Below are 23,424 nucleotides of genomic sequence, written 5' to 3'. Positions count from 1 at the left end.
CTTGGCGAGGGCGGAACTCGATGAGAGCTGGTACTCCGCCTGCACCGCCCGCCGGCGATGGCGATGACTTGGCGGACAGAGCCGACGAACTCGATGATCTGGGCGCCGCGTTCGACGATGAACGTGACGATGTCGATGATCATCTTGCACGCCTTGACAAAGGCTGACGCCGGGTTGAGCAGCGAGATGATCCAGGTGATGCCGGCCATCAGGACGGTCGGGATCAGGTATTCGCTGATCTTGGAGAACAGATTCTCCTTGAGGTCGCCGACCTTTTCCTTGATCTCCTCCCAGATGCCGCCAATGCCCTCGGACTGCAGTTTCTGTGCTACCGGTACGGACTTCTCGACGGCATCCATCGCCTTCGCGGGGACGCCCCGGGTGATGATCCGGGCTTTGATGGCATCCCAGGTCAGGCCAAGCATCGAGGCGATCATCTTGACGATGCCGCGCAGGTCGAACTTGTCCGGCAACTCGATGCCGGCCTCGGCCATCGAGCCCAGCAACCAACTGACGAGCCCCTTTTTCAGGTGGTCACCGATGTTCGACATGAAGTTCTTCAGGCCGGCACCGACCGCGGACACCAGGTTTCCGAGGAAGCCGATTGGGTCCTTGATGATCGCCATCACCGCGCTCGCGGCTTTGGCCAGTACGCCCAGAAGAAGGTCTTTGAGCTTCAGAATGGTGTCAATGACGCCCTTGACAGCGCCGATGGCCTTGTCGATCAGGCCCTTGTTCTTCTCCTTTTCGGAGGAAATCTCCTCGTCGACGGACTTCAGGGCTTCGTTGTACTTGCTGGCCAGGGTGTTGACCAACTCGCTGCCCTTGGCGTCGACCGACTCGGTCAGCTCGTCGAACTTGGACGAGAAGCCGCCGGCCGCCTCCTTGCCGATCGCCTGCAGGTCCTTCGGGAGTTTGGTGACTTCGGCCTGCAGATCGGTACGGCCGGTGGCGATCCGCGCTTTCGCCCGGTTCAGCTCGCTGCCGATCAGGTCGGCGACGCCGGAGATGACCCGCTGCATGCTGGCCACATAACCTTGTCGGGCCTGCACGAAGATTTGGTTGGCCTCGTCCGGCAGGCCGGAGAACTTGTCTTTTACCCACCGAAGTTTGCCGCGCCAACCGGAATAGCGCTTGTCCTTGTATTCGTCCATCTTCCGCTTGTGCTCAGCGGTGAACGCGTCCCGGGCGGCCTTCTCGTCGCGGGTGAACTTCTCGTCGACCTGTTTGTCCAGATTGGACAGAATGCCTTCGACCTCGGTTTTCGTGGTGTCGAAGACTTTCTGTAGTTTCGCGGTAACCTGGGCCCGCTGCAACTCATCCTTGCTCTTGGCGCCCTCTTTCGCGGTGGCGACCTGGGCGCCGGCCACCTTGCGGTCGTTCGCGAGGGCGGTCATCGCGGTCGCGCCGCTCTGGCCGCCTCGGCTTTGGCACCGGCCAGCGTCTTGTCCTCGGCTGCCCGTACGACTCCAGGTGCCGTCTCGGAGTGCTGTTCGCCTTCTTTCTTCGCGTCCAACGCGCCTTTGAACTCGGGTTCGTTGGACTTGCCGAGCTGTTCTTCGGTGACGCCGGCCTGGGCCATTTCGTCGTTGACCTGGGCCGGGCCGGCAGAGAAGTCGGTGGCCAAGGCGGGTGCCTTGTCCGGCACGGCGTTGGCTGGGTTCGGTACGCCCGGGGTGGGGGGAGGCTGGTCCGGTTTTAGCGGTGTGACCGGTTTCTCGACGGCTTTCGAGGTGTCCGGCGCGGCTTTCGTGGTGGTCTCGATCTGGCCGGCGGACGCCTTCTTGCCGTCGCTGACCTTGCCCTGAACCTGCCCTTTGACCGCGTCAGCCTTGCCGGAGCTGCCGAATTCGTCGGCTTCCTCGAGATTCTTCGGTGCCTGCGCGGCGATCGCGTCGTTGACCGCCTTGATGAACGCGGCTTTGTCGAAATCGCCGGGTTTGGCGGCGTTCATCTTCTCCGCGTTGGCGGTTTTGCCTTGCGCTTCCTTGTCGTCCTGCGGCGGCTTCGCCGCGGCTTGCGAAGCCGCCGCCTCCGATTGGGGCGGCGAGTGCTTCGCCATGTTCTGCTGCTTGCCCTTGATGTCCGCTTTCAGCGCGCGAAAAACTTCGGGTCGGCCTGCGGTCCCGCGCGATGGGCCGGCGCCGCCGTGGTCCCCGGGCGCCAGACGCTGCACGGAAGGCCCCTCGACCGGCACCGAGACAGCCGCGGAGCCCGCGACGATGGACGAGGGCACGGCGGCTGTCGGGGCGGAGACAGCTGGTGCGGGAGTGGCCGCGGCGGGTTTCCTGGCTGCCGCCGCCGCTGCTGTCGTACGAGTCGAAGAAGCCGGCCGACGGGTAGCCAGCATTCGGGAGACGGCCCGGTTGCCGGCGCTGCCCCTGCTGCAGCCGTTGCAACGCGGCCGGGCTGAGGGGGCGGGGGGGAGATCCGGGCGATTGGGCGGATTCTGCCTCTTCGGTCGTTTTCGTTGCGGCGCCACGTGGAACCGGCTGTCTGTGTTTTTTTCCCGGTCGTCCGCCGGTGCTCGCACCGCACACCCCCACGCCAAGGAGTTATCGCTTCGGTCCGATCGTGTCATGTTTCGGCAAGCCCCGGGGCGGGCAACGGGGCATCCACCTTGCCCCATCGGGCAGGTCGGGTGTATGTCAGGTGCGGAGGACGCTGACAGCAAAATGTCAGCGGGCTGAAAGCCTGGTCGCCTAAGCTCGTGCCAGAACGGACTCACGGGAGGATGGTTGGTTTTTACGGGGGCTGGATCGCTGGAGCGGTGGTCGTGCTGGCAGCGGTCGCGACGGCGGCGATCGTACGAACACGGCGGCGACTGGTGGTTGTCTCTGTCGACGGCGCCAGTATGTCGCCGACCCTGGAATCAGGGGATCGGGTGTTGGTTCGCCGTCGCCAACTGGATGACGTACGAGTCGGTGACATCGTTGTGTTGCAGTCGCCGGCCGAATTGGTGAACGTGCTGGATTCCACCTCGGTCTGGAATATCAAGCGAGTAGTCGCGCTGCCTGGTGACGACGTGCCAGTCGGGACCGTGCCGGCCGGCAACCCTGCTGTGGTGCCGGCCGGGAAATTGGTCGTGATCGGCGACGGGGCGATCAGCAGCGATTCGCGGCAATGGGGTTTCTATGCCGGTGATCGCCTGCTCGGCGTGATGATCCGCCAGATGTCAGCCCGCTGACCTGCCGTTTATTCTTTTGTCATGCCATAAGCCTTCCAATTGTCACCTGTGATCTCGGCAATAATAGCAATTGTAGCGCTATGTGCGTCCATCTATGGACTTTTGAAAGGAAAGTAGTTAGCGTCCGACTCTCGTGGCCCGATCGTCGGTGCCGCGGCGGAAGGAGAAATTCGATGGTGAAAGTCATGAACAGGATCGGTGACCGGCTGCTGCAGCGGTTTGTTCCCAAGAGACAGAAGCCAAAGCTGGCGCATATTATGCCTGCTACTGCGAGGATTTCGTGAACACCTGGGTTTACAAGTACTGCGACGGTAACGGGTGTACGTCCTGCGTGTACCACTCGAATGTGAACTGTCTCGTCTAGTAGTCCGCGTCCGAGGTGGGCCGGCTCGGTCGCGGATCGGCCTGCCTCGGCCATTTTTTTTTTCGTACGAAAGAGAGAGTCCTGATGCCCGTACTGATCGCCGCGGTCGTCCTGCTCGGTGTGCTCTGCCTGGTCGGTCTGCTGTTGATTTTCGCCATCCTGCGCCGGCTGCGCGAACAAGGGGCGGAGCTGGAAAACCTGCGCAAAGTCCTGGGCATGGGGATCACTGACTACGACGTGACCGAGTTGGTTGGCCGCAAGATTCCGGAAATCGGCGGCCGGACGCCGGCCCTGGTCGGATTTTTCTCCGTCGGCTGTGACTCCTGCCATGAGCAGGCACCGAAGTTCGCCGAACAGGCCAGCGGCCAGCACTGCGTCGCCATCGTCACTGGTACGGGTGCGGAGCGGGATCCACTGCTGCGGCAGTTGGGCGACGCCGCGGTGCTCACCGGCCCGGACGGCGCGGAGGTGGCCCGCGGTCTGGGTATCCGGGCATACCCCACCTTCTTGCGGGTGGACACCGATGGTGTGATCGTACGCGCGCAGACTGAGGCGGCCGGACTGTCGGAGCGGATCTCCGCGTGACGTTTGCCTTACCTGACAAACAAGTACGGCCGAAAGGTGGCAAAGGCCGGCAGGCCGCCGCGATGGCCAGGCTGTGCTGGGCGGCCGGCTGGCCACTGCTGGTGGGCGCCCTGGCGACGAACCTGATCAGCGGACTGTTGCCTACCGCCACCGCGTGGCTGACCAAGCTCGTCGTCGATGGGATTGTCTCCGGTCGGCCCCAGGTCGCGCTGCTGGGCGTCGCGGGCGGGTTGGCCACCGTCGGGATTGCCACCGGAGTGCTGCCGCAATTGGTCACTTACCTGCAAAGTGTGAGTTGCGCCGCCGGATCGACGGACGACGGACCATGCAGGACCGACTTTTCAGTGCGGTCAACCGATTTCACGGGCTGGCCCGGTTCGAGAGTCCGGCGGTAGCGGACAAGCTGCAGATGGCAGCGCATGTCAACGGTACGGCCATGATGCCGGCACTGACCGGCATGTTCACTGCCGGCCGCAGTGCGGTCACCGTCGCCAGCATGCTGGTGACGCTCTGGATTCTCAGCCCGGTGATGGCCCTTGTGGTGACCGCCGCGGGAGTTCCGGCGCTGCTGGCGCGGCTGGCGCTGTCCCGGCGGCGGAGCCGGATGGTCGCGGATTTTGCTGCCACCGCACGGCGCCAGTCGCTCTACAGCTCGTTGATCACGGACGTACGAGCCGCCAAGGAGGTGCGTCTGCTGGGCCTGGGCGACTTCCTCAAGGGACGACTTTTTGGAGAGTTGCGGGCAACCCAGACGGCCGAGCGTGGACTGGATCGACGAGGAGCGCTGATACAGTCAGGGCTTTCGGGGCTGGGTGCGATAGTCGCCGGCGCTGGGCTCGTCTGGGCTGTCCATTCGGCGGCGACCGGTGGTCTCAGCCTTGGTGACGTCACGGCTTTCGTGGCCGCGGTCGCCGGCACTCAGGGCGCGATGGCCGGGCTGGTCGACAGCCTGGCGATTGGGCACGAAGCACTTCTGTTTTTCGAGTATCACGCGGATATCGTCTCGCTTCCCGACGACCTGCCGGTCACCACGAGCGGGGAGTTGCCGGTGCTGCGCCAGGGCATCGAACTCAGAGACGTCTGGTTTCGGTACGACGAAAGCCTTCCCTGGGTGTTGCGGGGCGTCAACCTGACGATTCCGTACGGGACGGCGGTGGCGATCGTCGGCCTCAATGGCGCCGGCAAGAGCACGCTGGTGAAACTTCTGTGCCGTTTCTACGATCCGACCCACGGCTCGATTCGCTGGGACGGGGTGGACATCCGCGAAGTGCCACCGGCGCGGCTGCGGGAAACGGATGGGTGTCCTTTTCCAGGACTACATGTCGTACGACTTGACCGCGGCGGAGAACATTGGGATCGGTGACCTGCCGGCGCTGGCCGATCGCGATCGGATCCGCGTCGCTGCTGAGAAAGCCGGGGTAGCGGGGCCGGTCAGGGCGTTGCCGGCCGGTTACGACACCATGCTGAGCCGTACGTTCGCCGGCCACGACGGCCCCGGCGTGATGTTTTCCGGCGGCCAGTGGCAACGGCTCGCGCTGGCCCGAACGTTGCTCCGAGACGGCCGCGACCTGCTCATCCTGGACGAACCCAGTTCCGGCCTGGATGCCAGGGCGGAGCACGAAATCCACCACCGGCTGCGCCAACACCGCTCCGGTCGTACCAGCGTGCTGGTGTCGCACCGCCTTGGCGCGGTGCGGGAAGCCGACGAGATTGTCGTGCTGTCCGACGGAAAGATCGCGGAATCGGGCACCCACGACGAGCTGATTGCCAGCAATGGCCAGTATGCAGAGCTTTTCGCCGTTCAGGCCCGCGGCTACCAGTCGTCCCTCAGGTGACGCTCGGCCGGTTAAGGTCGGGCGGTGGACAGTCGGGAAGTGTTGAGCCGGCCGGCGCCGCCGCCGGATCTGACCGTGTCGTACGGGCCGCATCCGGATCACGTGGCGGACGTGCGGCTGCCGGCCGGTGAGGCTGGGCCGCTGGTGTTGCTGTGGCACGGTGGTTGGTTTCTGGCGGTCCGCGTACGACCGCTCGTACACCGGCCCGATGGCGGCGGACCTCGCGAGCCGCGGCTATGCGGTCGCGAGCCTGGAATACCGGCGGACCGGCGCGGACGGCGGTTGGCCGGCGACTTTCGACGATGTCGCGGCCTCGATCGAGGCGGTGCCGGCCCTCATCGCGGCCGCCGCGCCCGGCCGCGCCGACCTGAACCGGATCGTCTACGCCGGCCATTCGGCTGGCGGCCACCTCGCCGTGTGGGCGGCACTGCGGTCCCGGCCCACAGGCGTGCTGGCGCTCGCGCCGGTCATCGACCTGGCCGGCGCGTACGAACAGGACCTGGACGGCGGCGCGGTGGATGCCCTGCTCGGCGGCGGTCCCGACGAGGTGCCGGATCGGTACGCGGTTGCTGACACCGCCAACCTCGCCGCGCCCGAGGCGCCGGTGTGGGTGATCCACGGCGACGAGGACGACCGGGTGCCGATCGAGATGTCCCGTGCGTACGCGCGCGCCACCGGCTGCCGGCTGACAGAGCTGCCCGGCGCCGGCCACTTCGGCGTCGTCGACCCTCTCTCGACCGTCTGGCCAGCGGTGTTGACCGCCCTCGAGGTCTTACTAGCAGGCCGCACGAGGAAGGATGTTCCTCGCCTGCGACAAGGTCGACGCGGGTGAGGAACATCGGCGACCGGGTTCGCGTTCGGAGCCGTCGGCAACCACCTCAAGTGCTCCTGGAATGCGCAACTCGTACGCCGGCGCCGCGCCGGCCGGTCCGTGCTCTACTACCGCACGCCGGACGGCGATCGTCTGATATGTGCGACCAATCGCTGAAATTCCGCTGACCAGGGGGAGAAGAAAAAAAACGCTGATGTGGGTACCGTCAGCTCGGAGGTGGTCCGGCATGCTCAAGCGCAGCCGCATGGTTGCTGTCGCCGTGGGGATGGCAATGGTGTTTACCATGCTGCCGGGGGCACCCGGGATGGGCGCGGCGCGGGCGACGGCGTCGCCCGCCGCGACCGGGATTGACCGGGCCGCGCTCGGGCACGACGGACAGAGCGATGTCTACCGAGTGCCGGCCGGTACGGTCGCGCCGGGCAGCGCGGCGACGGTCAGGTTTCGTACGGCCGCTGACAATGTCGACGCCGTCACCCTGCGGCTGACCGAGCAGTCCACTCAATCGCAGCAGCTGGTTCCGATGCGGCGCGCGGCGCGCGCGGTTTCCTGCTATGACAGCACACTCGTGGGTCAGCGCTGTGATTTCTGGGAAACCGTGGTCAAACCAACCGATCTCGGCGCGTACGGTTACCGGTTCGTCGTACAGCGTGGGCAGCAGACCGCGTATTACGCTGACCAGCCCGCCCAGTTTGGCGCGATGGGCGCCAGCACGGACGGCGATGTCGCGCAGGATTACCGAATTCACGTGGTGCGGCCGGACTTTCCGGTGGTGGGGGGGGCCATGAAAGACGGCGTGATGTATCAGATCATGCCGGACCGGTTCGACAATGGCGACCCCAGCAACGATGTTTCGCTGACACGGTCGCGATACGACTATCCGGCTCCGCCGAACGCGACTCCCTCGCAGATCGCCTTGGCCCAGGCGGCCCAGACCACCCACCGGACGTGGAACCAGCTGCCCGCGGGCGGCTGCCGCGATCACGTCGACGAGCCGTGCACCGAGCAGGCCCTCGGCCGGGACTACTTCGGTGGCGATCTGCAAGGCATCGCCGCGAAAATTCCGTACCTGCACGGGTTGGGCGCCAGTATCCTCTACCTGACGCCGATCTTCGCGAGCAAATCCAATCACGCTTACGACGTCGAGGATTTCACCCGCATCGACCCGGCGTTCGGGGGTGCGGCGGGGCTGCGGCAGCTGCTGCAGCGGGCGCATCGGAGCGGCATCAAGGTGATCCTGGACGTGCCGTTCGATCCGTCCTCATCGGACAGTCCGTATTTCGACCGCTACCACCACTATCCCAACGACGGCGCTTGCGAGAGCGTCACTTCGCCGTACCGGTCGTGGTTTACTTTCACCGACCTGCCGGTCGGCGAGACCGGACCTTGTGCCGGCAGCAAGCCGGGCCTTTTCGCCTCGTACGAGGAATGGGGCAATGTAGCCGAGGCGTTGCCGCTGTTCCGCAAGCACGATCCTGGCAACCCGGCCGCCGTTTTCGCACCGGTCGCTGACTACTTCTACAACGGCCCGCAGTCCATCGCGCGGCGCTGGCTGGACTTCGGCGCGGACGGTTTCCGGCTGGACTCGATGCAGGATGAGTCTTTCCCCACCGCGTATTGGCAACAGTTCCGTACGGTGGTGAAAGACGCCAAGCCGGGTGCGCCGCTGGTCGCTGAGGGCTGGCACTTCGCGGACAACATGAAACTCACCAACGGCGACCAGGCTGACACCCCGATGGGCTATCGGTTCCGGGCCGCGGTGTTGTCGCTGATGGGCGCGGTCGGCGACGACAAGTCATTCCCAGGCGACGACAATCCAACCGTACCGGTGTCGCAGTTCGCCGCCGCCATGCAGTCCATTCGGCAGGACTATCCGGACGCCACCTACCGGACTTTCATGAACCTTCTCGACTCGCATGACACCGCGCGGATCCGCTGGATGCTGACTCCCGGCAAGTACAACAGCGCCGATCGCGAGGCGAATCCGGCCCATGTCGCGGCCGGCCTCGCCGCCGAAAAGGTGGCCGCCACGATCCAGTTCACGGTGCCCGGGATGCCGAGCGTCTACTACGGTGACGAGGTCGGCGTGACCGGCTCCGACGACCCCGACAACCGACGAACCTTTCCCTGGACTGGTACGAGCAACTGCTCGGCGGCCACCTCGTACTGTGCCGGCGGCGACCGCGATCTCCTGTCGTTCTATACGCATCTCGCCTCGTTGCGGAAAACCCATCCGGTCCTTCGTGACGGCGACGCGCATTTCCTGTTGACCGACGACACCGCGCAGACCCTCGGCTATGCCATGCGTAGCCCAGACGATCTCGCATTGGTGCTGGTCAACCGCAGCTCCAGTATGCGGACTTTGCGCGTACCACTGGGATCTGTGGCGCGTGACGGTATCGCCCTAGCGCCCGCCTTCGGCGCCGGTGCGCAGGCGGTGACCAGCGCCGCTGGCGTGGTGACCGCGTCCGTGCCACCGATGACCGCGCAAGTTCTGGTCGCCACGCCAGGTCAGGACCTGACGCCTCCGCCAGCGCCGCAGCGGGTGAGTGGCAGCCCGGCCGCGGCCGGCCGGGTTTCGCTGCGGTGGTCGACCGTAACAGGTGCGAGCCGGTACGAGGTGTGGCGCAGTCCGCTTTCTGGTGGCGGCTACGAACGGGTCGGAGTCGTTGCCGGTCCGTCCTTTGTGGACACTCCGGATTCCCGGGCCCATTACGTTGTTCGCGCGGTCGACGCAGCGGGCAATATCGGGGCCCAGTCTGCGGAAACAGCCGTCACACCGTCGAGGCCGATCACCGCGGCGACCTTGACCTCGGCGACCCAGGTCGACCGCGAGGTCGGTGTCGACCCCACGACGGTCACCGCCGACGTGACAGCACCGTCGATTGGTGATCCAACCGCGATCAGAGCCGAGGTCGGCCTGGCGACGGCTGGCGGATCGTACGACTGGAGGCCGATGAGCGGGGCGGCTGGGCTGCACTTCAGTGGTGGCCTCCGCCCTGAGAGTGCCGGCTCGTACGACTTCCAGGCCCGTTTTTCCAGCGATGGCGGCCATCATTGGACGTACACGGCTCGCGGCACACTGGTGGCGAAACCGAGCACCGGCACGACACCACCGGCGGCGCCGGCCGTCACGATGGACTGGTCCGCCTCGACGCTGAGCCTGCAGTGGCCGAGCGACCCGGATGCCGCCGAATATCGGGTCTATCGCAGCGATCGTCCCGATCCGGTCGCCACCTTGCCGGGTTCGGCGTCGTCTTATGTGGATCCGCTCGTGTCGCCCGGCAAGACTTATTCGTACCAGGTGCGGGCGTTTGACAGCCACCTCCATGGCTCCGCGTTGTCGGCGCGGGTTAGTCACCGTGTGGAGCCAAAAATCGTGACGACCACCTTTCGAGTCAAGGTGCCGTCCGGCTCGACTGTCTACCTCGCCGGTGCCACCACTAGCTTGCCGGCTGGTGCTTCGGACCCACTTTGCCTCTGGTGCGGTGGAAACGCCACCACCCGGATGCACGAGAGTTCACCCGGAATCTGGGAGCTGACCGTACAGATCCCCGATCACGCTGGCATTCAGTGGAAATACACCCGCGGGAACTGGAACACCGTCGAGGTCCGCGCCAACAACCGTACGGCCACTGTCACCGCTTCCCCAGGCGGCCAGTCGCTCCTGATCGACAACACCGGCCCGCCGTCCGACGCTGGCGCCGGCGGCAGCGTCACCAGCTGGGCCGATCAGCCCGGCTGATCCACCGGAAATCCGCTCCGGCGTGCCGCTTGCGCCAATGTTCTGTCATACGTGACGAAGGAAGTCAGCGCTGGTCCGATTTCTTGGGCGCAGACAAGGTGAATCGCGTCGAGCGAGCCGACATATGGATCGTCCGCATACATCCCGGCGCTGATAAAGGTGTCCGTGTCGACGGTGACTCGGTCGATATGGTCGAGAAGGTCAGCCGCGGCGGCCAGCCGCTCGTCCAGAACCTCCGGATCGACCCGGAGGTTGCGCTGGGTGTCGTAGCAGGATCGCCGGACGACCCGGATCACCTCGGTCACCGCGAGATCCGACGTGACCACCTCGTCCTGCCGATCTGCCAGGTAAGCCTGAAGTGCCGCCGTCTCCTTCTCCTCCGTGATCACGAGTTTCACCAGCGCGCAGGAGTCGACATAGATCACGTCCGCTCCTGCTCGCGCAGGTCCAACAGCAGCTCGGACAGTGTCGGCCCGCTGCCGGTCGCCGGCAGCGGTGACCACCGGCCGAGCCCCCGAGGCTGGCCGGGACGAAGCTTGCCGGCGGCGATCATCTCGGCCCGGCGACGTTCACTGGGCGTCAGTGGCACCAGCCAGGCGACCGGCAGTCCGTTGCTGGTGACCGGCACCGGGTGCTCGAGGCGCTCCACCTGGTCAGCCGTGAGTTTTCCCAGCTCACGCATCGTGAGTGCGGCGATCTCGCGGTGCTCCTCGGCGGGCATCCGCCGGTGTTGGCTGGCGCCCTGGGTCGGGTCCGCGGAGTGGGCTGGAACGGTCATGCCCCACACTTTAGCACGGCGCCCGACACTTACCGAAGATGTCGGGCAGGTGCCTATCTTGTCCGACTGGGGGTGGGGCTCGGGGCGGAGACGGGGAGATAAGGGTGGTTTCGATGAGGTCGTAGCCGAGGTCCGGGCGGATGCCGTCGGGGTTGGTGATGTCGGCGTCGGAATACCAGGACTGGTCGGCTTCGGGGTGCGGGCCGACCACGCCCACCCGGCCACGGCCGTACGTGGTGGCGAGGGCGGCTGTGGTGTTGTTGGGGTAGGTGGCCAAAACTGTAGCCGAGGCGCCGGTTCTCAGTTGAAAGACCGGGCCGTCCTGGAAATACATGTGCCTGCTCTGGCCGCGCCAGCGGACCGTGACAATCGTGTCGTCGGTGGTTTTGACGGTGGCCTGGGCAGTGTCGGTATACGAGTTGGTGTCGCCGGGAATCAAGGCAAAACCAGGAGTGGCGCCGGCGAGGTAGCCGCCGAGGCAGAAGCCCAGGTACGTGCCACCGCCGCGCACCCAGTCCTGGATGATGGCGGCGTATTTCCGCATTTTTCGCCAGGCCGGGTCGAGGCTGCCGCCGCCGGGTTGAGCGTAGACCACCGCGGTGGCCAAGGTCGCGGCCGAAAGTGTTTCGTCACCGTCCGGACCGACGAACTTGGTCCGGAAATGGCTGGGGGAGTTCTGCAACAGGGTCGCCACCGACTCCGCGCAACCCGAGCAAGCGGCCGGCCCGCGATAGACCAGGGCCAGCGGGCGCGGTGGCGGCGGTGGCGGAGTGGAACAAGCGGCCAGTGCGAAAACGAGCAGGGTGGCCGCAAACAGGCGAAAACAAGCCGCCCTATTTCGCATTCTCGTCTTCTTGGGTGAAGATGTCGAGCAGCCAGTCTGAGGTGATAGCCGGGAATTCCATGGTTGTTTCCTCGGCCGTCGTGATCGCGGTGGTGAACCGCAACGCCGGCAGCTCCATGGTGGTTTCCGCCGGGGGAACCGAGTACGGGAGCGAAAACTCCATCGTCGGATCGTCCGTCGCGGCCACTTGGGCCGGAACTCGGCGGACGATCTGCGGTGCCGGCCTGGCCGGACTGACCGCAATGGGGTCCGCGTTGTGTCCACCGGCTCGGCGGGGCGTGGGATGGCCGGGCTGACCGGGGCGACGGGCAGCGGTTTGGGTTTGTGCCGGGTCTTGGTCGCCACCCAGGACCGGGATCGACCGGAGACTCCGGCGACGAGGGTCTCCAGCGGGCCTTTTCCAGCCGTGGCCTTCCAAGCGAGACCAATCAGCAGCACCGCGATGACCTGCAGGGTGTAGCCGACCTCGGCCGAATAGATGTCGTAGTCGGAGTTCAGGAACCAGATGTGCGCGCAGTAGAGCGTCAGTGTCATCCCACCGGCAGCGGCCAGCGGTGCCTGCAAGGTGGTGATCACTGGCCGCAGATAGCGCCAACTTATGTGGCCTAACAACAACATCAGGCCCAGCAGGGCGATGGCCGAACCGGTGGTTCCGACCATGTCCGGGGTGGTGCCGGTGTGTGTGGGGCGTCGACAGCGAGCCACCACCAGGTGGAAGTTGGTACGGTCCCGTCGCCGCCGAGGGTGAGCAGTTCCGAGGTTTCTGGCGCGGTCAGGATGCTGCTGGGCTGTGCGATCCAGATCTGCGCGAGCCCGCCGTAGTGGTTGAGCAGCAGCCACGACGCGTACGCGGCCCCACCGGCTAGCACGATTCCGGTTCCCAGCAACGAAATCGCCACCCGCAGCCGGCTGAGGGTGAGCCGCCCGATAGCGATGCCGGCGCAAGCGTACGCCAACCACGACAGCGCCGGATACTCACCGGTGATCGTCAGCTCGCCGAGGACCCCGATGGGGTTCTGGATGATGTCAATGAATTCGGGGTTGTCCAGGGTAGGCACCGGAAGATGCGGCAGCCATAGATGCGTGAGGATGGGGACGCCGGCGGCGACCGCCACACCTATCGCGGCGATCAGCCAGCCGGGCAGGAAAACCAGTGGGATCGCGAGGAGAAAAAAGCACAGCATAGTACGGAAGGATGACCGCCGCGAGTTTCGCGTCGGCGTATCCCATGAAGAGCCCGATCGCGCCGATGGCCAAGGCTCGTACGGCAAGGCCGGTGATAACCGGCAGCCCAGAGCGGAATTGGACTCGCCTGCGGCCGGTCATGAAAGCGATGCCGACGCCGGCCAGTACGGCGAAAGTCGCGGCCGCCCGGCCACCGAAGATCGCGAAGGACGCGGTGGGCGAACCGTCGGCATTGGACTCGTAGAGCGAATGGACGGCCATCATGCCCAGCAGCGCGATACCTCGGGCAGCGTCCACCCCGAGCAGCCGGCTTTTGGTGCGTACCGAAGCGGTCATTGGCTCATCACCGTGGAAACCAGGTCCTGCCCGAGGTCCAGGCCGAGTGGCCGGGGGACCCGCAGGCCCGCGTCGGTGAACCAGTCGCGAGTGGCCTCCGGATGTGGTCCGACAACTCCGACGCGACCGGCGCCGAACGGCGTCACGGACGCGGCGACCGTGCCGTTCTGGTACGTGGCAAGGACAGTCGCCGACCGTCGCTTGATGTCGAAATGCGGGCCGTCCTGAAAGAACAGCGCTTTTCTCGTTGCGCCACAAAACATCGACGACCGTGTTGCCGTCGAAGTCGATCGTGGCGTCGTCGGTCTCGATGTACTGGTCGGTGTCGCCGGGCAGCAGGTCGAAGCCAGGGGTCGCGCCGGCGAGATAACCACCGAGGCAGAACCCGAGGTAGCCGCCACCGCCGCGGACGAAGTCGCGGATGTGCGAACGATGTTCGCGCAGATGTTTGTACGCGCGTTTCAACGTGCCGCCGCCGGGCTGGGCGTACAGCCGCGCACCGGACAGGGCATCCGCGGTCAACTCGTGGTCCTTCGGCCCGACATAACGGATCCGGAACTGGTACGGGCAGGATGCCAGCAGTGAATGAACTGCTTCCGGGCAGCCCGGCAGGCTGGCCGGGCCCCGGTAGACGAGCGCGACCGGCTGTTCCCTCGACTCGTCGGAGGAAGAGCCGAAAAGGTTGCTGAGAGCTCGACGGGCGGCGTCGAACGGCTGCGCGGACATCATCACAACCTACAACTGGGGATTATCGAGAGTCAGCGCGGTGCAGCGGATCCCGCCACCACCTTTTCTCAGCTCGGTCGTGTCCAACTCGACCACGGTGAGGCCACGGTCGCGTAGCTCACCGGCCAGCCGCGGCGCGCCGGCGGTCATCGTCACCGTGCTGCCGTCACTGATCAGATTCAACGCGAAACCGCGTGCCTCGTCCAGTGAAACCTCGATCAGGTCCAGCCCGAGTCCCTCCAGGGTTTGCCTGCTGAGCTCGTCAAATGCTTCGGGGCAGTACGCGAGGGTGTGTGGACTTTCGATGACAGCCAAGGCAAGGTCGAGGTCGTACCACTGGGCGCTGACCGTACGCAACCCAATGACCTGATATCCCAGGTGATCGGCGAGCACCGCCAGCATTCGCCGGTCCGTTCGTTGCCCGTAGCCGGTCAACAGAAAGTCGCCGCACGCCAATGCGTCGCCCTGGCCACTGAAATCGTAAGGCGCGTCGAGGACCTGAAATCCACGGCTTTTCAGCCAGGCCCGGTGGTACGGCGTTTCGCCCTGCCGCTGGGGCGGCAGCTTCGCCAGCACAGCCTGGTCGCCGCGGACCACGGCGGCATTGGCCGTATAGACCATGTCCGGGCAGTCCGGCTCGGACGCCACATACTCGATTTTGCGGCCGGCGGCCAAATGCGCGGACACGATCGCCTGGTGCTCGGCGACGGCGGCCGACTTGTCCGGCTGCGCACCCGTGTGCATGTAGGGATTGATCTCGTACGCGATGCGGAAGTAGTGCGGATCGCTGACCAGCAGAGTCTTGTTCATCAGTGGAGTGCTTTCGTTGCGGTTTCAGGGGTGTCGCGGTGATGCCGGCCGCGCCGCTGCGCGGCGATGGCGTCGAAGTCCAGCGCGGAGGCCTCGGTGGCGCCCTGTGCCGGGATGCCGTGCCAGCGGGTGCCGGGCGTGAGATGCTCGCCCTTCATCAGCAACGACAGCGATCCCAGCGTCACGTCGTTGTCCACGACAGCGTCGTAGAGCACGATCGTCCGGGTGCCGACGCTCGCCCCGCTCTTGATGGTGACCGTGGACATTTTCATGACCCGGTCCTCGAAAAGGTGCGTCTGCAGCGAAACATCGGTGCCGATGGTGGCATCGTCGCCGATGTCGACCAGGTCGAATTCGGTCAGGTAAGTGGTGCCGATCCAGGTCCGGCGGCCGATTTTCGCGCCAAACCAACGCAACACCGGGGGCAGGAACGGAGTGCCGACCAGCACGGCCAGCCCGGCTGGCACGGCGGCGGCCTCGAACAGCCCGGTGACGAACTCGCTGCGGCGCACCCACGGGCTCCACAGCGGTTCCACCCGCGGCTCGTACGCGCCGATCACGTTTCGCTTGATCCCGACGCAGTAGAGGATGACCGCGAGGCTGGCCAGGATCGCCAGCAGCGGCGAGACCATGGCCGGCAGCGGGAGGTCGTTTCCACGGGCGAAGGTGGAAAGTGCCAGCAGGAAGACGTAGAAACTCTCAGGCCCAGCACCGAAGCCGGCAGGGTGGCCCGGAAGAACTCGATACCCAGGCGCTGCAACACCAGCCGGCGGTTGGGCCGGAAGGTCTGCTGCTCGGAGAAGGAGCCACTGTCCTGCCGCAGCGGCAGGTGCATTGCCGGGGAGCCGAGCCAGGAGGTGCCTTCCGGCACGTTTTCGTCCGGTGGCACGGTTCCGACACCGACCAGCGAGCCGCTGCCAAGGGTGCTGCCGGCCGGTACGAAGGCGGCGTTGCCGACAAATGCCCGGCTTCCCACCGACGTGGGCAGGAAGGCCACTCGGCCGTTGGCGAAGGTGGCGGCGCCCACGCTGGCCATGTCGGCCACGAAGCTCTCGGTGCCCAGCACCAGCAGGTCGGGGTCCAGGTGGGCGGCGGTGGAGACCTCGGCGCGCCGGCCGACCTGGGCGCCGAGCATCCGCAGCCATGGCACGGTGTAAAGCGTCGCATAAAGCGAGTTGGTGAAGGTCAGGCTGAATTCCAGCAGTTTGTCAGCGATCCACTTGCGTACGCCCAAACCGGACCGGGAGTGATAGATGCCGACCGGGGTGTTTGGCAGCACCATTCGCTTGCCGACCGCGACCACACCGCACACGGTGAGGACGAAAACCGGGCCGGCCAGGATGGTCGCGATCACGCCGGCGAGCACGCCCATGGTGAGCAGCGCCCACCACACCAGTGCGACGCCGGGCACGATGGTGGCGATCGCGCCGACTTCCAGGCCAGCCAGCCCGAACACCGCGGCGATCAGGTGATGAAGCCGCCAGCCACGGGTTTCGGGTCTGGCCGCGCATCATCATTTCCACCACGAGGTCGAGTTCGGCCGCCGGCTTGGCTGGTGAACCGGACCAGCGCTGTCCGATCGGCACCCGCTCGCCTTCGCCGATCACTGACTGCTGGGCCAGGCAGGCACCCGCGTCGATGGTGCTGCCCGGCTCCAGAACGGTGTTCGCGCGCCAACGAAGGCGCCCGGCCCGATGGTGATGATGGGCGCGACCGTCACCAGACCGTCTTCGACCTTCCACGGCCGGATCGTGGCGCCATAGCCAATCGAGGCGTCCCGTCCGACGTAGACCATCCCGGGCAGCGAGACCGTGCTGGTCTCAATAGTCGTACGACGGCCGATATGCGCACCCAGGACCCGCAGATACATCGCCATCAGCGGCGATCCGCTGACCACCGGGAGCGGCCCGATCGCGAGCACCATGTCCAGCGCCCACAGCCGCAGATAAGTGATGCCCCATAACGGATATCGGCCGGGTTTGATTCCCCATGCCAGTGGCCTCGCCACCACCAGCGGGACGGCCCAGCGTACGCCGAGATAGCTGACCAGGATGGCGCAGAGCAGTTGGAGCAGCACCTGCACCGAAACGTCACCGTTGTTGATCGTGTAGACGTACGAAACCGGCAGGGTGATGACCAGCAACAGAAGGTAGATCACCACTGCCTGGGCGAAACCGGCTCGGGCGATCCGGCCGCGGCGGTGCCGCAGGCCCGGCGCCCGCGGTGCGGCCGGCATCGCGCCGCGTTGTTCCTCGGCATCCAGATACCCGGCCATCGAACGGACCGTCGGGTTCGCGTAAAGATCCCGTACGGCTGGGCTGGTGCCGATCTTCTCGGCCCGGAGCAACGAAACGACGGTGGCGGCGAGCAGCGAATGGCCGCCGAGGTCGGTGAAGAAGTTCGCCTCGACCGAGAGTTCCCCTGCGTCCAAGCCAAAAGCCTGGGCCCACGCGCCCCGCAGTCGGGTTTCCATCTCGGTGCCGGCCGCGATGACCGGACCGGAGCTGAGCGCCAGCCGCCGACCGCTCGGCGCCGGCAACAGCTTGCGGTCGACCTTGCCGCTGGGCATCGTCGGCAGTGCCAGCACGATGTCCATAAAGGACGGCACCATGTACGACGGCACCCGGTCGCGGATTTTTTTTCGTGCAGCCGCCGGACAACCGTCGCTTCGTCTTCGTTGGTGCCGGGCAACAGCACCACGTACGCGGAAAGTTCCGTTGCCGCGTCCGGATCCTGCCCCGCGGCCATCATCGCGGCGACCGCCTCGGCGACGCCGTCGTCCTCCATCAGGACGCTTTCGATCTCGCCCAGGTCGACCCGGTGGCCGCGGATCTTCACCTCGGCGTCGGCGCGGCCCAAATACTCGATGTCGCCGTCTTGGGTGAGCCGCCCGAGATCGCCGGTGCGATAAAGCTTGCTGCCGGCCGGCGCGAAGGCGTGGTCGATGAACTTGTCGGCGGTCAGGTCGGGCCGGCCGACGTACCCGCGGGCCACTCCAGCGCCACCGAGACAGATCTCGCCGACCTCGCCGTCCGGCACGGTGTGGCGGTCGTCATCGAGCAGAACCGCTGTGTACGTCGGCAAAGGCTTGCCGATCACCACCGGACGGCCCGGCAGCAGTTCGCACCAAATCGCCGTCACGGTCGCCTCGGTCGGCCCGTACGTGTTCAGGATCCGCCGCCCCGGCCGGCTCCACCGCTCGACCAGTTGCCCCGGGCACGCCTCGCCGCCGACCAACAGGCTGCGAATCTCCGGCAATTCACGCGGGATGGTGGCGAGCAGCGTCGGCACGCAGTACATCACCGTGACGCCAGCGGAATCCAGGAAGTCGGCCAGTTCGGCACCGAGCCGGCGCGAGTCGGTCGGGCCGACCACCAGCGTCGCGCCCACCGCGAAGGTGGGCCAGATCTCTTCGATGGAGAAGTCGAAAGAGATCGTCATGCCCTGATAGACCCGGTCGCTCGGCCGCACGTCGTACACGGTCGGGACCACGTCGAGGAAGTTGCAGATGCTCGATTGGGCGACCAGCACGCCTTTGGGGCGGCCACTGGACCCGGAGGTATAGATGATGTACGCGTCCGGGTCGCTGTTATACGCGTCTTCGCTGCGCAGATCCGGCCGGGTAGCCGGCAGCGTCCGCAGGTGGCTGGCCGCCGCGTCCAGTTCGACGACCTTGCATTCCAGTCCGACGGCCGCCGCGGCCAGATCCGTAGAGGTCAGAATCACGTCGACGTTGGCATCTTCAACGATGTACGCGACCCGATCGGGCGGTGAACCTGGGTCGATCGGAACGAAGATCGCGCGCGGCTTTTCCCACCGCCAAAAGGGAGACATACGTCTGCAGGGACCGCTGGAGCAGGATCGCCACCCGCGAGCCGCCGGCACCCTGTGACCGCAGGTAGTGCGCGAGCTGATTGGCCAATGCGTCCAACTCGGCGTATGTCACGGTCCGGTTGTCTACAACGACGGCAATCGCCTGCGGGGTGCGATCGGCGCTCGCCTCAAAAACGTGATGAAGGCGTCTAACCCGAGAAGCGGAGACCCAATCCTGTGAATTGGCTGAGGAATCGACCGCAAAACTCGTTGTTTCCCCGGCCATGTTGACTGGCATAAGTCTCCCCCGGACCGTCCAGTGGCCCACGTGAAATATTTCGGCGTTGTTACGTAATCACGTTCGCGCCCACGGCAATATCCCCCGATTGTCTGAGTGCCGATAGGAAAACCGGTTTGAGACAGAACGGAAAGCTCTTGTTGGTGAACCGTTCAACAGTCGGTTACGAAGAGCTGTGGGGCGACTGTGTTCATCGCCAGAAGTGGCACCTGCGGAAATATCACCAGGTGCGGCCAAAAACCCGCCGTGAATGTCCATCGTGGACAAAGTCGGCGGCAAAATCCGTTCAACGAACCATAGCGGTGTGAGTGTGGTCACCCGTTGTGCTGGTCGCGTCGACGGCGAGTCGAGGGTCGAGCTTCTCGAGCGCCAACAGTACACAGGCGTGTGCGTACCGTGTCGGCGGGGCTGAAGTCTTAAAAATCCGTTCCGTCCTACGGAAAAGCCGCAGGTGACCGGCCCGTCACGGTGAGCCATTGGTGGCCATGGAACAGTCGGGCCGTCGACTTGGTTGGATACCGATGTGGCGACTGAGAGAGTGGCGCGAGTACGTGCACCGGAGCTGGTTGGCGCCGGCGGGTGGATCAACACCGGTGGCCGGGAGCTGACTCTTGCGGATCTGCGCGGCAAGATCGTGCTGCTGGATTTCTGGACCTTCTGCTGTGTCAACTGCCTGCATGTGATCGACGAGTTGCGGCCGCTGGAAGCGAAGTACGGCGACGTGCTCGTGACGATTGGCGTGCACTCGCCCAAGTTCGAGCACGAGCGCGATCACCTGGCCGTGCTGGCCGCGGTCGAGCGGTACGGCGTACACCATCCGGTGCTCGACGATCCGCGGATGGTGACCTGGCAGCAGTACGCCGTGCGAGCCTGGCCGACGCTGGCGCTGGTCGACCCGGAGGGTTATGTGGTGGCGCAGGCCGCGGGGGAGGGCCATGTCGCGGGGCTGGACCGGGTGATCGGTGAGGTGGTCGCCGAGCACGAGGCGCGCGGCACCCTGCACCGCGGCGACGGCCCGTACGTGCCGCCGCCGGCACCGCCGACCGTGCTGCGGTTTCCCGGCAAGATCGCTGTCACCGCTGACAAAACGTTCCTGGTGTCGGACTCCCAGCAGCATTCGCTGGTCGAGCTGGCCGCCGACGGCGAGACCGTACTGCGGCGGATCGGCAGCGGCGAACGAGGATTCACCGATGGCAGCGCGGAAACCGCGCGGTTCGCCGAGCCGCAAGGGGTGTTGGTGTTGCCAACCGGAGAGCTACTCGTCGCCGACACCGTCAATCACGCCCTGCGTACGGTCGACCTGGTCGACGGTCGCGTACGTACGGTCGCGAAAGCTCCCGACGGCGTGCCGCTCTCGCCGTGGGACCTCGCCTGGTATGACAACGCTGTCATCGTTGCCGCCGCGGGCATTCACCAGCTCTGGCGTTTCGATCCGACCGACGGTTCGTTCCTGCCGTGGGCCGGAACCACGGTCGAGGGCCTCAAAGACGGGCCGCTGGCCGACACCTGGATGGCGCAGCCGTCCGGGCTGGCCGCCGACGGCGACCGGCTGTGGATCGCCGACTCGGAGACGTCTGCCTTGCGGTACGCCGAAAATGGCGAGCTGCACACCGCTGTTGGCGAGGGGCTTTTCGACTTCGGGCATGTCGACGGGCCGGCCGCGAAGGCGCGTTTCCAGCATCCGCTGGGTGTCGCGGTGCTGGCCGACCATTCGGTGGCGGTCCTGGACACGTACAACAACGCTGTCCGGCGGTACGACCCGACGACCCGCGAGGTCAGTACGCTCGCCACCGGCGTCGCCGAGCCATCCGACGCCGTTGAGATGGACGGCCAGCTGGTGGTGGTCGAGTCGGCCACGCATCGGCTCAGCCGGCCGGTTTCGCCCGGAAAGATGCGGAAAATCAACGGACCGGCGATGCGGACCGAGCGGCCGGTCACCGATCTGGCGCCCGGTGCGATCACGCTCGACGTGGTCTTCAGCCCGCCGCCGGGCCAGAAACTTGACGAGCGTTACGGCCCGTCCACTCGTCTGCAAGTGAGCTCGACCCCACCGGAGCTGCTGATCGAAGGCGCTGGCGACACACTGACTGTCAATCGCGAGATTGTGTTGGCGGACAACATAAAAGACGGCGTCCTGCACGTCACCGCGCAGGCCGCGGCTTGCGACGAAGGCGTGGAACACCCGGCCTGCCACCTGATCCGGCAGGACTGGGGAGTGCCGATACGGGTGACCCACGGCTCGGCCACCCACCTCCCGCTGATCCTGCGTGGCTAGTGTCCCGCACTCGACGAAAATCACCTGGAGTTTGGAAAAAAACGCCAGGGGGGCTGGAAGTGTCACATCGGGTCGTACGAACGCGAAGGACCCTTGCGTGTGAGCGCACGCAAGGGTCCTTCGCAGACAGTTACTTCGTGGTCAGCGTCACCGTCGGGCGCTGGTCGACGATGGACCGGCTGAGCACGGCGGTCATCCCGATGAACGTACCGGCGGTGCCGCTCGGGCCGGTCTTGGCGATGACCGAGGTCGAGCCGAGGTAGCTGAAGGTCTTCTTGTCGAAGATCATCGTGTCGCGGATCGAGCCGGTGTAGACGACGCCGTCGCTGACTACCGCGACACCCACGCCGTGCCGGCCGGCCGCGTCGGTGACATCCGGGACCACCGTCATGCCGGGCAGCTTGGCAGCAGCGCGGTAGAGGCCCGCCGCGACCTTGGGCGGCACGATCGACTCCGCCAGGATGCTTTCGATCGCGTGGAACACCATCTCGGAGACCACCTGGGGCGACTGGTTGCCCTTGTCGGATTTGCGCTCGGCGGTGATCAGCTTCAGCAGCGCGTCCGGATCGGTCGGCAGCGCCGCGATGGCCTGGTAGTTACCTTGTTCGGCCAGGGTGATCGGGTTGCTCGAGCTGCCGTCGATCTCGGTGTAGCCATTTCGGTCATGGATCAGTGGACGGATCGCCGAATGCGGGTCGACTGGCAACCAGACTTCCCGCTGCTGCATGTCGCTGAGCGGCCCGACCGGGCTGGTCTGGGTCCCATCGACCTTTGTCGGGGTCTTCTGCCCAGGGTCGCTGTTCGAGACACGCTGCCTGGGGCCGGCGGCTGGGTGGCGTCGCGGGATTCGGATTTCACGTACACCCACTGGCCGTTGTGAGCCGACTGCGTGGACGGCAGTTTTTCGCTGTAGGCGGCCATCTGCAACAGCAGACTGGACGCCGAGCCGGCGCGGAACTGCGCGTCGACGGCTGTTGACGACTTGCTGGGGGCCGCCCCGATCGTCTGGGTGGCAACGAAAGCGCCGCCGACCAGCACCGCGGTGGTGCCGGCGATGGCCGCGCTGATCGCGACGCGGGTACGAACAGACCTTTTCTCGGTACGGATTTCGCGCATTAACTGCTCCCTGAACAACCGGTGGCGACCGTTCGGGAGATCCCGCTCGGGTGGCGCCGCGAGCAGGCGATCGAGATCGGAATTCATGACTGTCTCACTCCGTCGGGCCGGGCCGCGCTTTCGCGGTTATCAATGGACTGTCCGCGGGCGACATCCGGTTCCCCGGATTCCTCGACGAGTTTTCGAAGCTTGGCCCTCGCTCGAGAAAGCCGGGATTTGACCGTACCCACCGGAATGCCCAATGCTTCGGCCGCTTCGATGTTGTCCAATCCGGACCACACGCACAACGCGAAGATTTCCCGCTCGTTGCGGCGAAGTTTGTTCACCAAGGAAAGCGCGAAACGCACTTGCTCGGTGTCGTCGAGGCGGCCGGCGAGTTCGTCGGCGAAATCCGGGATCGCCTCCGGCGGCGGAATGCGCGACACTGCGGCCGAATAACGGCGGGAGGCGCGAGTGAAATTCCGGACCATGTTGGTCGCGATGCCCAGCAGCCACGGCCGCAGCGGGCCGCCCTCCAGATCCACCTTGCCGCGCAACCGCCAGGCTTCCAGGAAGGTCAGCGCGACCGCTTCCTCGGCGGTGGACCAGTTCCCGGTCAGCCGGAAGGCATGGTTGTAGACGGCCCGGGCGCACTCATCGAAGAGCTCCCCGAAGGCGTCTGGATCCCCGTCTCGTACGCGGGCACGCGTAGTCATCTC

The 23,424-nt window shown here is 65.8% G+C and carries 23 protein-coding genes and 2 pseudogenes; 8 read left to right on the top strand and 17 right to left on the bottom strand.

The features are described from left to right. Both GNX96_RS42200 and GNX96_RS42195 read right to left on the bottom strand, forming a co-directional pair. Positions 1-1,397, bottom strand: a 1,397-nt coding sequence (locus GNX96_RS42200; RefSeq protein ID WP_452124505.1) for a phage tail protein, incomplete at its 3' end; no start/stop codon positions are given. Beyond that, a complete protein-coding gene (locus GNX96_RS42195; RefSeq protein WP_163573173.1) occupies positions 1,394-2,350 on the bottom strand; it encodes a hypothetical protein in 957 nt (318 codons plus the stop codon). The genes GNX96_RS42200 and GNX96_RS42195, both read right to left, overlap by 4 nt. Positions 2,351-2,734: 384 nt before the next feature. Between GNX96_RS42195 and lepB the strand changes: the two genes are divergently transcribed. From lepB to GNX96_RS42170, 7 genes are all read left to right on the top strand, one after another. Further along, entirely contained in the window at positions 2,735-3,187 is a 453-nt protein-coding gene (gene lepB / locus GNX96_RS42190; RefSeq protein ID WP_163573172.1) for a signal peptidase I, read from the top strand. A gap of 448 nt (positions 3,188-3,635) precedes the next feature. Next, the gene (locus GNX96_RS42185; protein ID WP_163573171.1) at positions 3,636-4,136 is read left to right on the top strand and encodes a thioredoxin domain-containing protein; all 501 of its coding nucleotides are present in this window, start codon (positions 3,636-3,638) and stop codon (positions 4,134-4,136) included. After that, on the top strand, positions 4,133-4,531 hold the full coding sequence (locus GNX96_RS59425) for a 6TM ABC transporter family protein (protein WP_279582950.1): 399 nt from the start codon (positions 4,133-4,135) through the stop codon (positions 4,529-4,531). The genes GNX96_RS42185 and GNX96_RS59425 overlap by 4 nt, the downstream gene beginning before the upstream one ends. Before the next feature lie 14 nt (positions 4,532-4,545). Next, on the top strand, positions 4,546-5,499 hold the full coding sequence (locus tag GNX96_RS59420; protein WP_279582949.1) for an ABC transporter ATP-binding protein: 954 nt from the start codon (positions 4,546-4,548) through the stop codon (positions 5,497-5,499). Next, a complete protein-coding gene (locus GNX96_RS59415; protein WP_279582948.1) occupies positions 5,432-5,971 on the top strand; it encodes an ABC transporter ATP-binding protein in 540 nt (179 codons plus the stop codon). Before GNX96_RS59420 ends, GNX96_RS59415 begins: the two co-directional genes overlap by 68 nt. 160 nt (positions 5,972-6,131) lie before the next feature. Beyond that, a complete protein-coding gene (locus GNX96_RS42175) occupies positions 6,132-6,803 on the top strand; it encodes an alpha/beta hydrolase family protein (protein ID WP_279582947.1) in 672 nt (223 codons plus the stop codon). A 283-nt stretch (positions 6,804-7,086) separates the two neighbouring features. Next, positions 7,087-10,545, top strand: coding sequence for an alpha-amylase family glycosyl hydrolase (locus GNX96_RS42170; RefSeq protein WP_163573170.1), 3,459 nt, complete (start codon positions 7,087-7,089; stop codon positions 10,543-10,545). Here the strand turns inward: GNX96_RS42170 and GNX96_RS42165 are convergent. The 12 genes and pseudogenes from GNX96_RS42165 to GNX96_RS59375 all read right to left on the bottom strand — a co-directional run bounded on the left by GNX96_RS42165 (position 10,533) and on the right by GNX96_RS59375 (position 19,170). Then, positions 10,533-10,970, bottom strand: a complete 438-nt coding sequence (locus tag GNX96_RS42165) for a type II toxin-antitoxin system VapC family toxin (RefSeq protein WP_163573169.1) — start codon at positions 10,968-10,970, stop codon at positions 10,533-10,535. The genes GNX96_RS42170 and GNX96_RS42165 overlap by 13 nt on opposite strands. Continuing rightward, complete coding sequence (locus tag GNX96_RS42160) at positions 10,967-11,323, bottom strand: hypothetical protein (protein ID WP_163573168.1); 357 nt, start codon at positions 11,321-11,323, stop codon at positions 10,967-10,969. Before GNX96_RS42160 ends, GNX96_RS42165 begins: the two co-directional genes overlap by 4 nt. A gap of 10 nt (positions 11,324-11,333) precedes the next feature. Continuing rightward, positions 11,334-12,827, bottom strand: a complete 1,494-nt coding sequence (locus tag GNX96_RS59410; RefSeq protein ID WP_279582946.1) for a BPL-N domain-containing protein — start codon at positions 12,825-12,827, stop codon at positions 11,334-11,336. Beyond that, positions 12,785-13,225, bottom strand: a complete 441-nt coding sequence (locus GNX96_RS42150) for a hypothetical protein (RefSeq protein ID WP_163573167.1) — start codon at positions 13,223-13,225, stop codon at positions 12,785-12,787. Before GNX96_RS42150 ends, GNX96_RS59410 begins: the two co-directional genes overlap by 43 nt. Further along, positions 13,194-14,414 (bottom strand): BPL-N domain-containing protein, encoded by a 1,221-nt coding sequence (locus tag GNX96_RS59405; protein WP_279582945.1) that lies wholly within the window; start codon positions 14,412-14,414, stop codon positions 13,194-13,196. The genes GNX96_RS42150 and GNX96_RS59405 overlap by 32 nt, the downstream gene beginning before the upstream one ends. Before the next feature lie 9 nt (positions 14,415-14,423). Next, positions 14,424-15,224 (bottom strand): dimethylarginine dimethylaminohydrolase family protein, encoded by an 801-nt coding sequence (locus GNX96_RS42135; RefSeq protein WP_163573165.1) that lies wholly within the window; start codon positions 15,222-15,224, stop codon positions 14,424-14,426. After that, positions 15,224-15,856, bottom strand: a complete 633-nt coding sequence (locus GNX96_RS59400) for a hypothetical protein (RefSeq protein WP_279582944.1) — start codon at positions 15,854-15,856, stop codon at positions 15,224-15,226. Before GNX96_RS59400 ends, GNX96_RS42135 begins: the two co-directional genes overlap by 1 nt. Beyond that, positions 15,781-16,680, bottom strand: a complete 900-nt coding sequence (locus GNX96_RS59395; protein WP_279582943.1) for a hypothetical protein — start codon at positions 16,678-16,680, stop codon at positions 15,781-15,783. The genes GNX96_RS59400 and GNX96_RS59395 overlap by 76 nt, the downstream gene beginning before the upstream one ends. Positions 16,681-16,827: 147 nt before the next feature. Further along, positions 16,828-17,460 carry a hypothetical protein gene (locus GNX96_RS59390; RefSeq protein ID WP_279582952.1) on the bottom strand — a complete coding sequence of 211 codons (633 nt, stop codon included), beginning with the start codon at positions 17,458-17,460 and terminating at the stop codon, positions 16,828-16,830. Positions 17,461-17,544: 84 nt separating this feature from the next. Then, positions 17,545-17,697: pseudogene (locus tag GNX96_RS59385) on the bottom strand (acyl carrier protein); the annotation flags it as partial. 341 nt (positions 17,698-18,038) lie between these two features. Next, positions 18,039-19,058, bottom strand: a pseudogene (locus tag GNX96_RS59380) (amino acid adenylation domain-containing protein); the annotation flags it as partial. Beyond that, a complete protein-coding gene (locus GNX96_RS59375) occupies positions 18,967-19,170 on the bottom strand; it encodes an AMP-binding protein (protein WP_279582942.1) in 204 nt (67 codons plus the stop codon). The pseudogene GNX96_RS59380 and the gene GNX96_RS59375, both read right to left, overlap by 92 nt. A gap of 688 nt (positions 19,171-19,858) precedes the next feature. Here GNX96_RS59375 and GNX96_RS42125 point away from each other — a divergent pair. Further along, a complete protein-coding gene (locus tag GNX96_RS42125) occupies positions 19,859-21,610 on the top strand; it encodes an NHL domain-containing thioredoxin family protein (RefSeq protein ID WP_163573164.1) in 1,752 nt (583 codons plus the stop codon). A gap of 130 nt (positions 21,611-21,740) precedes the next feature. On the opposite strand, the gene GNX96_RS42120 is transcribed toward GNX96_RS42125, so the two are convergent. Genes GNX96_RS42120 through GNX96_RS42110 form a run of 3 tightly spaced genes read right to left on the bottom strand, consistent with a single transcriptional unit; the run spans position 21,741 to position 23,421 of the window. Beyond that, entirely contained in the window at positions 21,741-22,337 is a 597-nt protein-coding gene (locus GNX96_RS42120; RefSeq protein ID WP_163573163.1) for a CU044_5270 family protein, read from the bottom strand. Next, on the bottom strand, positions 22,280-22,813 hold the full coding sequence (locus GNX96_RS42115; protein ID WP_163573162.1) for a hypothetical protein: 534 nt from the start codon (positions 22,811-22,813) through the stop codon (positions 22,280-22,282). Before GNX96_RS42115 ends, GNX96_RS42120 begins: the two co-directional genes overlap by 58 nt. After that, positions 22,810-23,421 (bottom strand): RNA polymerase sigma factor, encoded by a 612-nt coding sequence (locus GNX96_RS42110; RefSeq protein WP_163573161.1) that lies wholly within the window; start codon positions 23,419-23,421, stop codon positions 22,810-22,812. Before GNX96_RS42110 ends, GNX96_RS42115 begins: the two co-directional genes overlap by 4 nt. Positions 23,422-23,424: the final 3 nt, after the last annotated feature.

It is taken from the genome of Fodinicola feengrottensis, from assembly GCF_010993775.1.
Classification (GTDB): Bacteria; Actinomycetota; Actinomycetes; order Mycobacteriales; family HKI-0501; genus Fodinicola; species Fodinicola feengrottensis.
Note: the sequence above shows the minus strand (reverse complement) of the source record. Positions and strands in the feature narration are given on the sequence as shown.

Excerpts from the sequence above, each read along its gene's own strand:
- GNX96_RS42160 (WP_163573168.1), bottom strand. The coding sequence starts at position 11,323 with ATGACCGTTCCAGCCCACTCCGCGGACCCGACCCAGGGCGCCAGCCAA.
- GNX96_RS42170 (WP_163573170.1), top strand. The coding sequence starts at position 7,087 with ATGCTGCCGGGGGCACCCGGGATGGGCGCGGCGCGGGCGACGGCGTCG.
- GNX96_RS42110 (WP_163573161.1), bottom strand. The coding sequence starts at position 23,421 with ATGACTACGCGTGCCCGCGTACGAGACGGGGATCCAGACGCCTTCGGG.
- GNX96_RS59405 (WP_279582945.1), bottom strand. The coding sequence starts at position 14,414 with ATGTCCGCGCAGCCGTTCGACGCCGCCCGTCGAGCTCTCAGCAACCTT.
- GNX96_RS59390 (WP_279582952.1), bottom strand. The coding sequence starts at position 17,460 with ATGCCGGCCGCACCGCGGGCGCCGGGCCTGCGGCACCGCCGCGGCCGG.
- GNX96_RS59420 (WP_279582949.1), top strand. The coding sequence starts at position 4,546 with ATGGCAGCGCATGTCAACGGTACGGCCATGATGCCGGCACTGACCGGC.
- GNX96_RS42115 (WP_163573162.1), bottom strand. The coding sequence starts at position 22,813 with ATGAATTCCGATCTCGATCGCCTGCTCGCGGCGCCACCCGAGCGGGAT.
- GNX96_RS42185 (WP_163573171.1), top strand. The coding sequence starts at position 3,636 with ATGCCCGTACTGATCGCCGCGGTCGTCCTGCTCGGTGTGCTCTGCCTG.
- lepB (WP_163573172.1), top strand. The coding sequence starts at position 2,735 with ATGGTTGGTTTTTACGGGGGCTGGATCGCTGGAGCGGTGGTCGTGCTG.
- GNX96_RS42135 (WP_163573165.1), bottom strand. The coding sequence starts at position 15,224 with ATGAACAAGACTCTGCTGGTCAGCGATCCGCACTACTTCCGCATCGCG.
- GNX96_RS59400 (WP_279582944.1), bottom strand. The coding sequence starts at position 15,856 with ATGGTCTCGCCGCTGCTGGCGATCCTGGCCAGCCTCGCGGTCATCCTC.
- GNX96_RS59410 (WP_279582946.1), bottom strand. The coding sequence starts at position 12,827 with ATGGTCGGAACCACCGGTTCGGCCATCGCCCTGCTGGGCCTGATGTTG.
- GNX96_RS59415 (WP_279582948.1), top strand. The coding sequence starts at position 5,432 with ATGGGTGTCCTTTTCCAGGACTACATGTCGTACGACTTGACCGCGGCG.
- GNX96_RS42120 (WP_163573163.1), bottom strand. The coding sequence starts at position 22,337 with ATGCAGCAGCGGGAAGTCTGGTTGCCAGTCGACCCGCATTCGGCGATC.
- GNX96_RS42195 (WP_163573173.1), bottom strand. The coding sequence starts at position 2,350 with ATGCTGGCTACCCGTCGGCCGGCTTCTTCGACTCGTACGACAGCAGCG.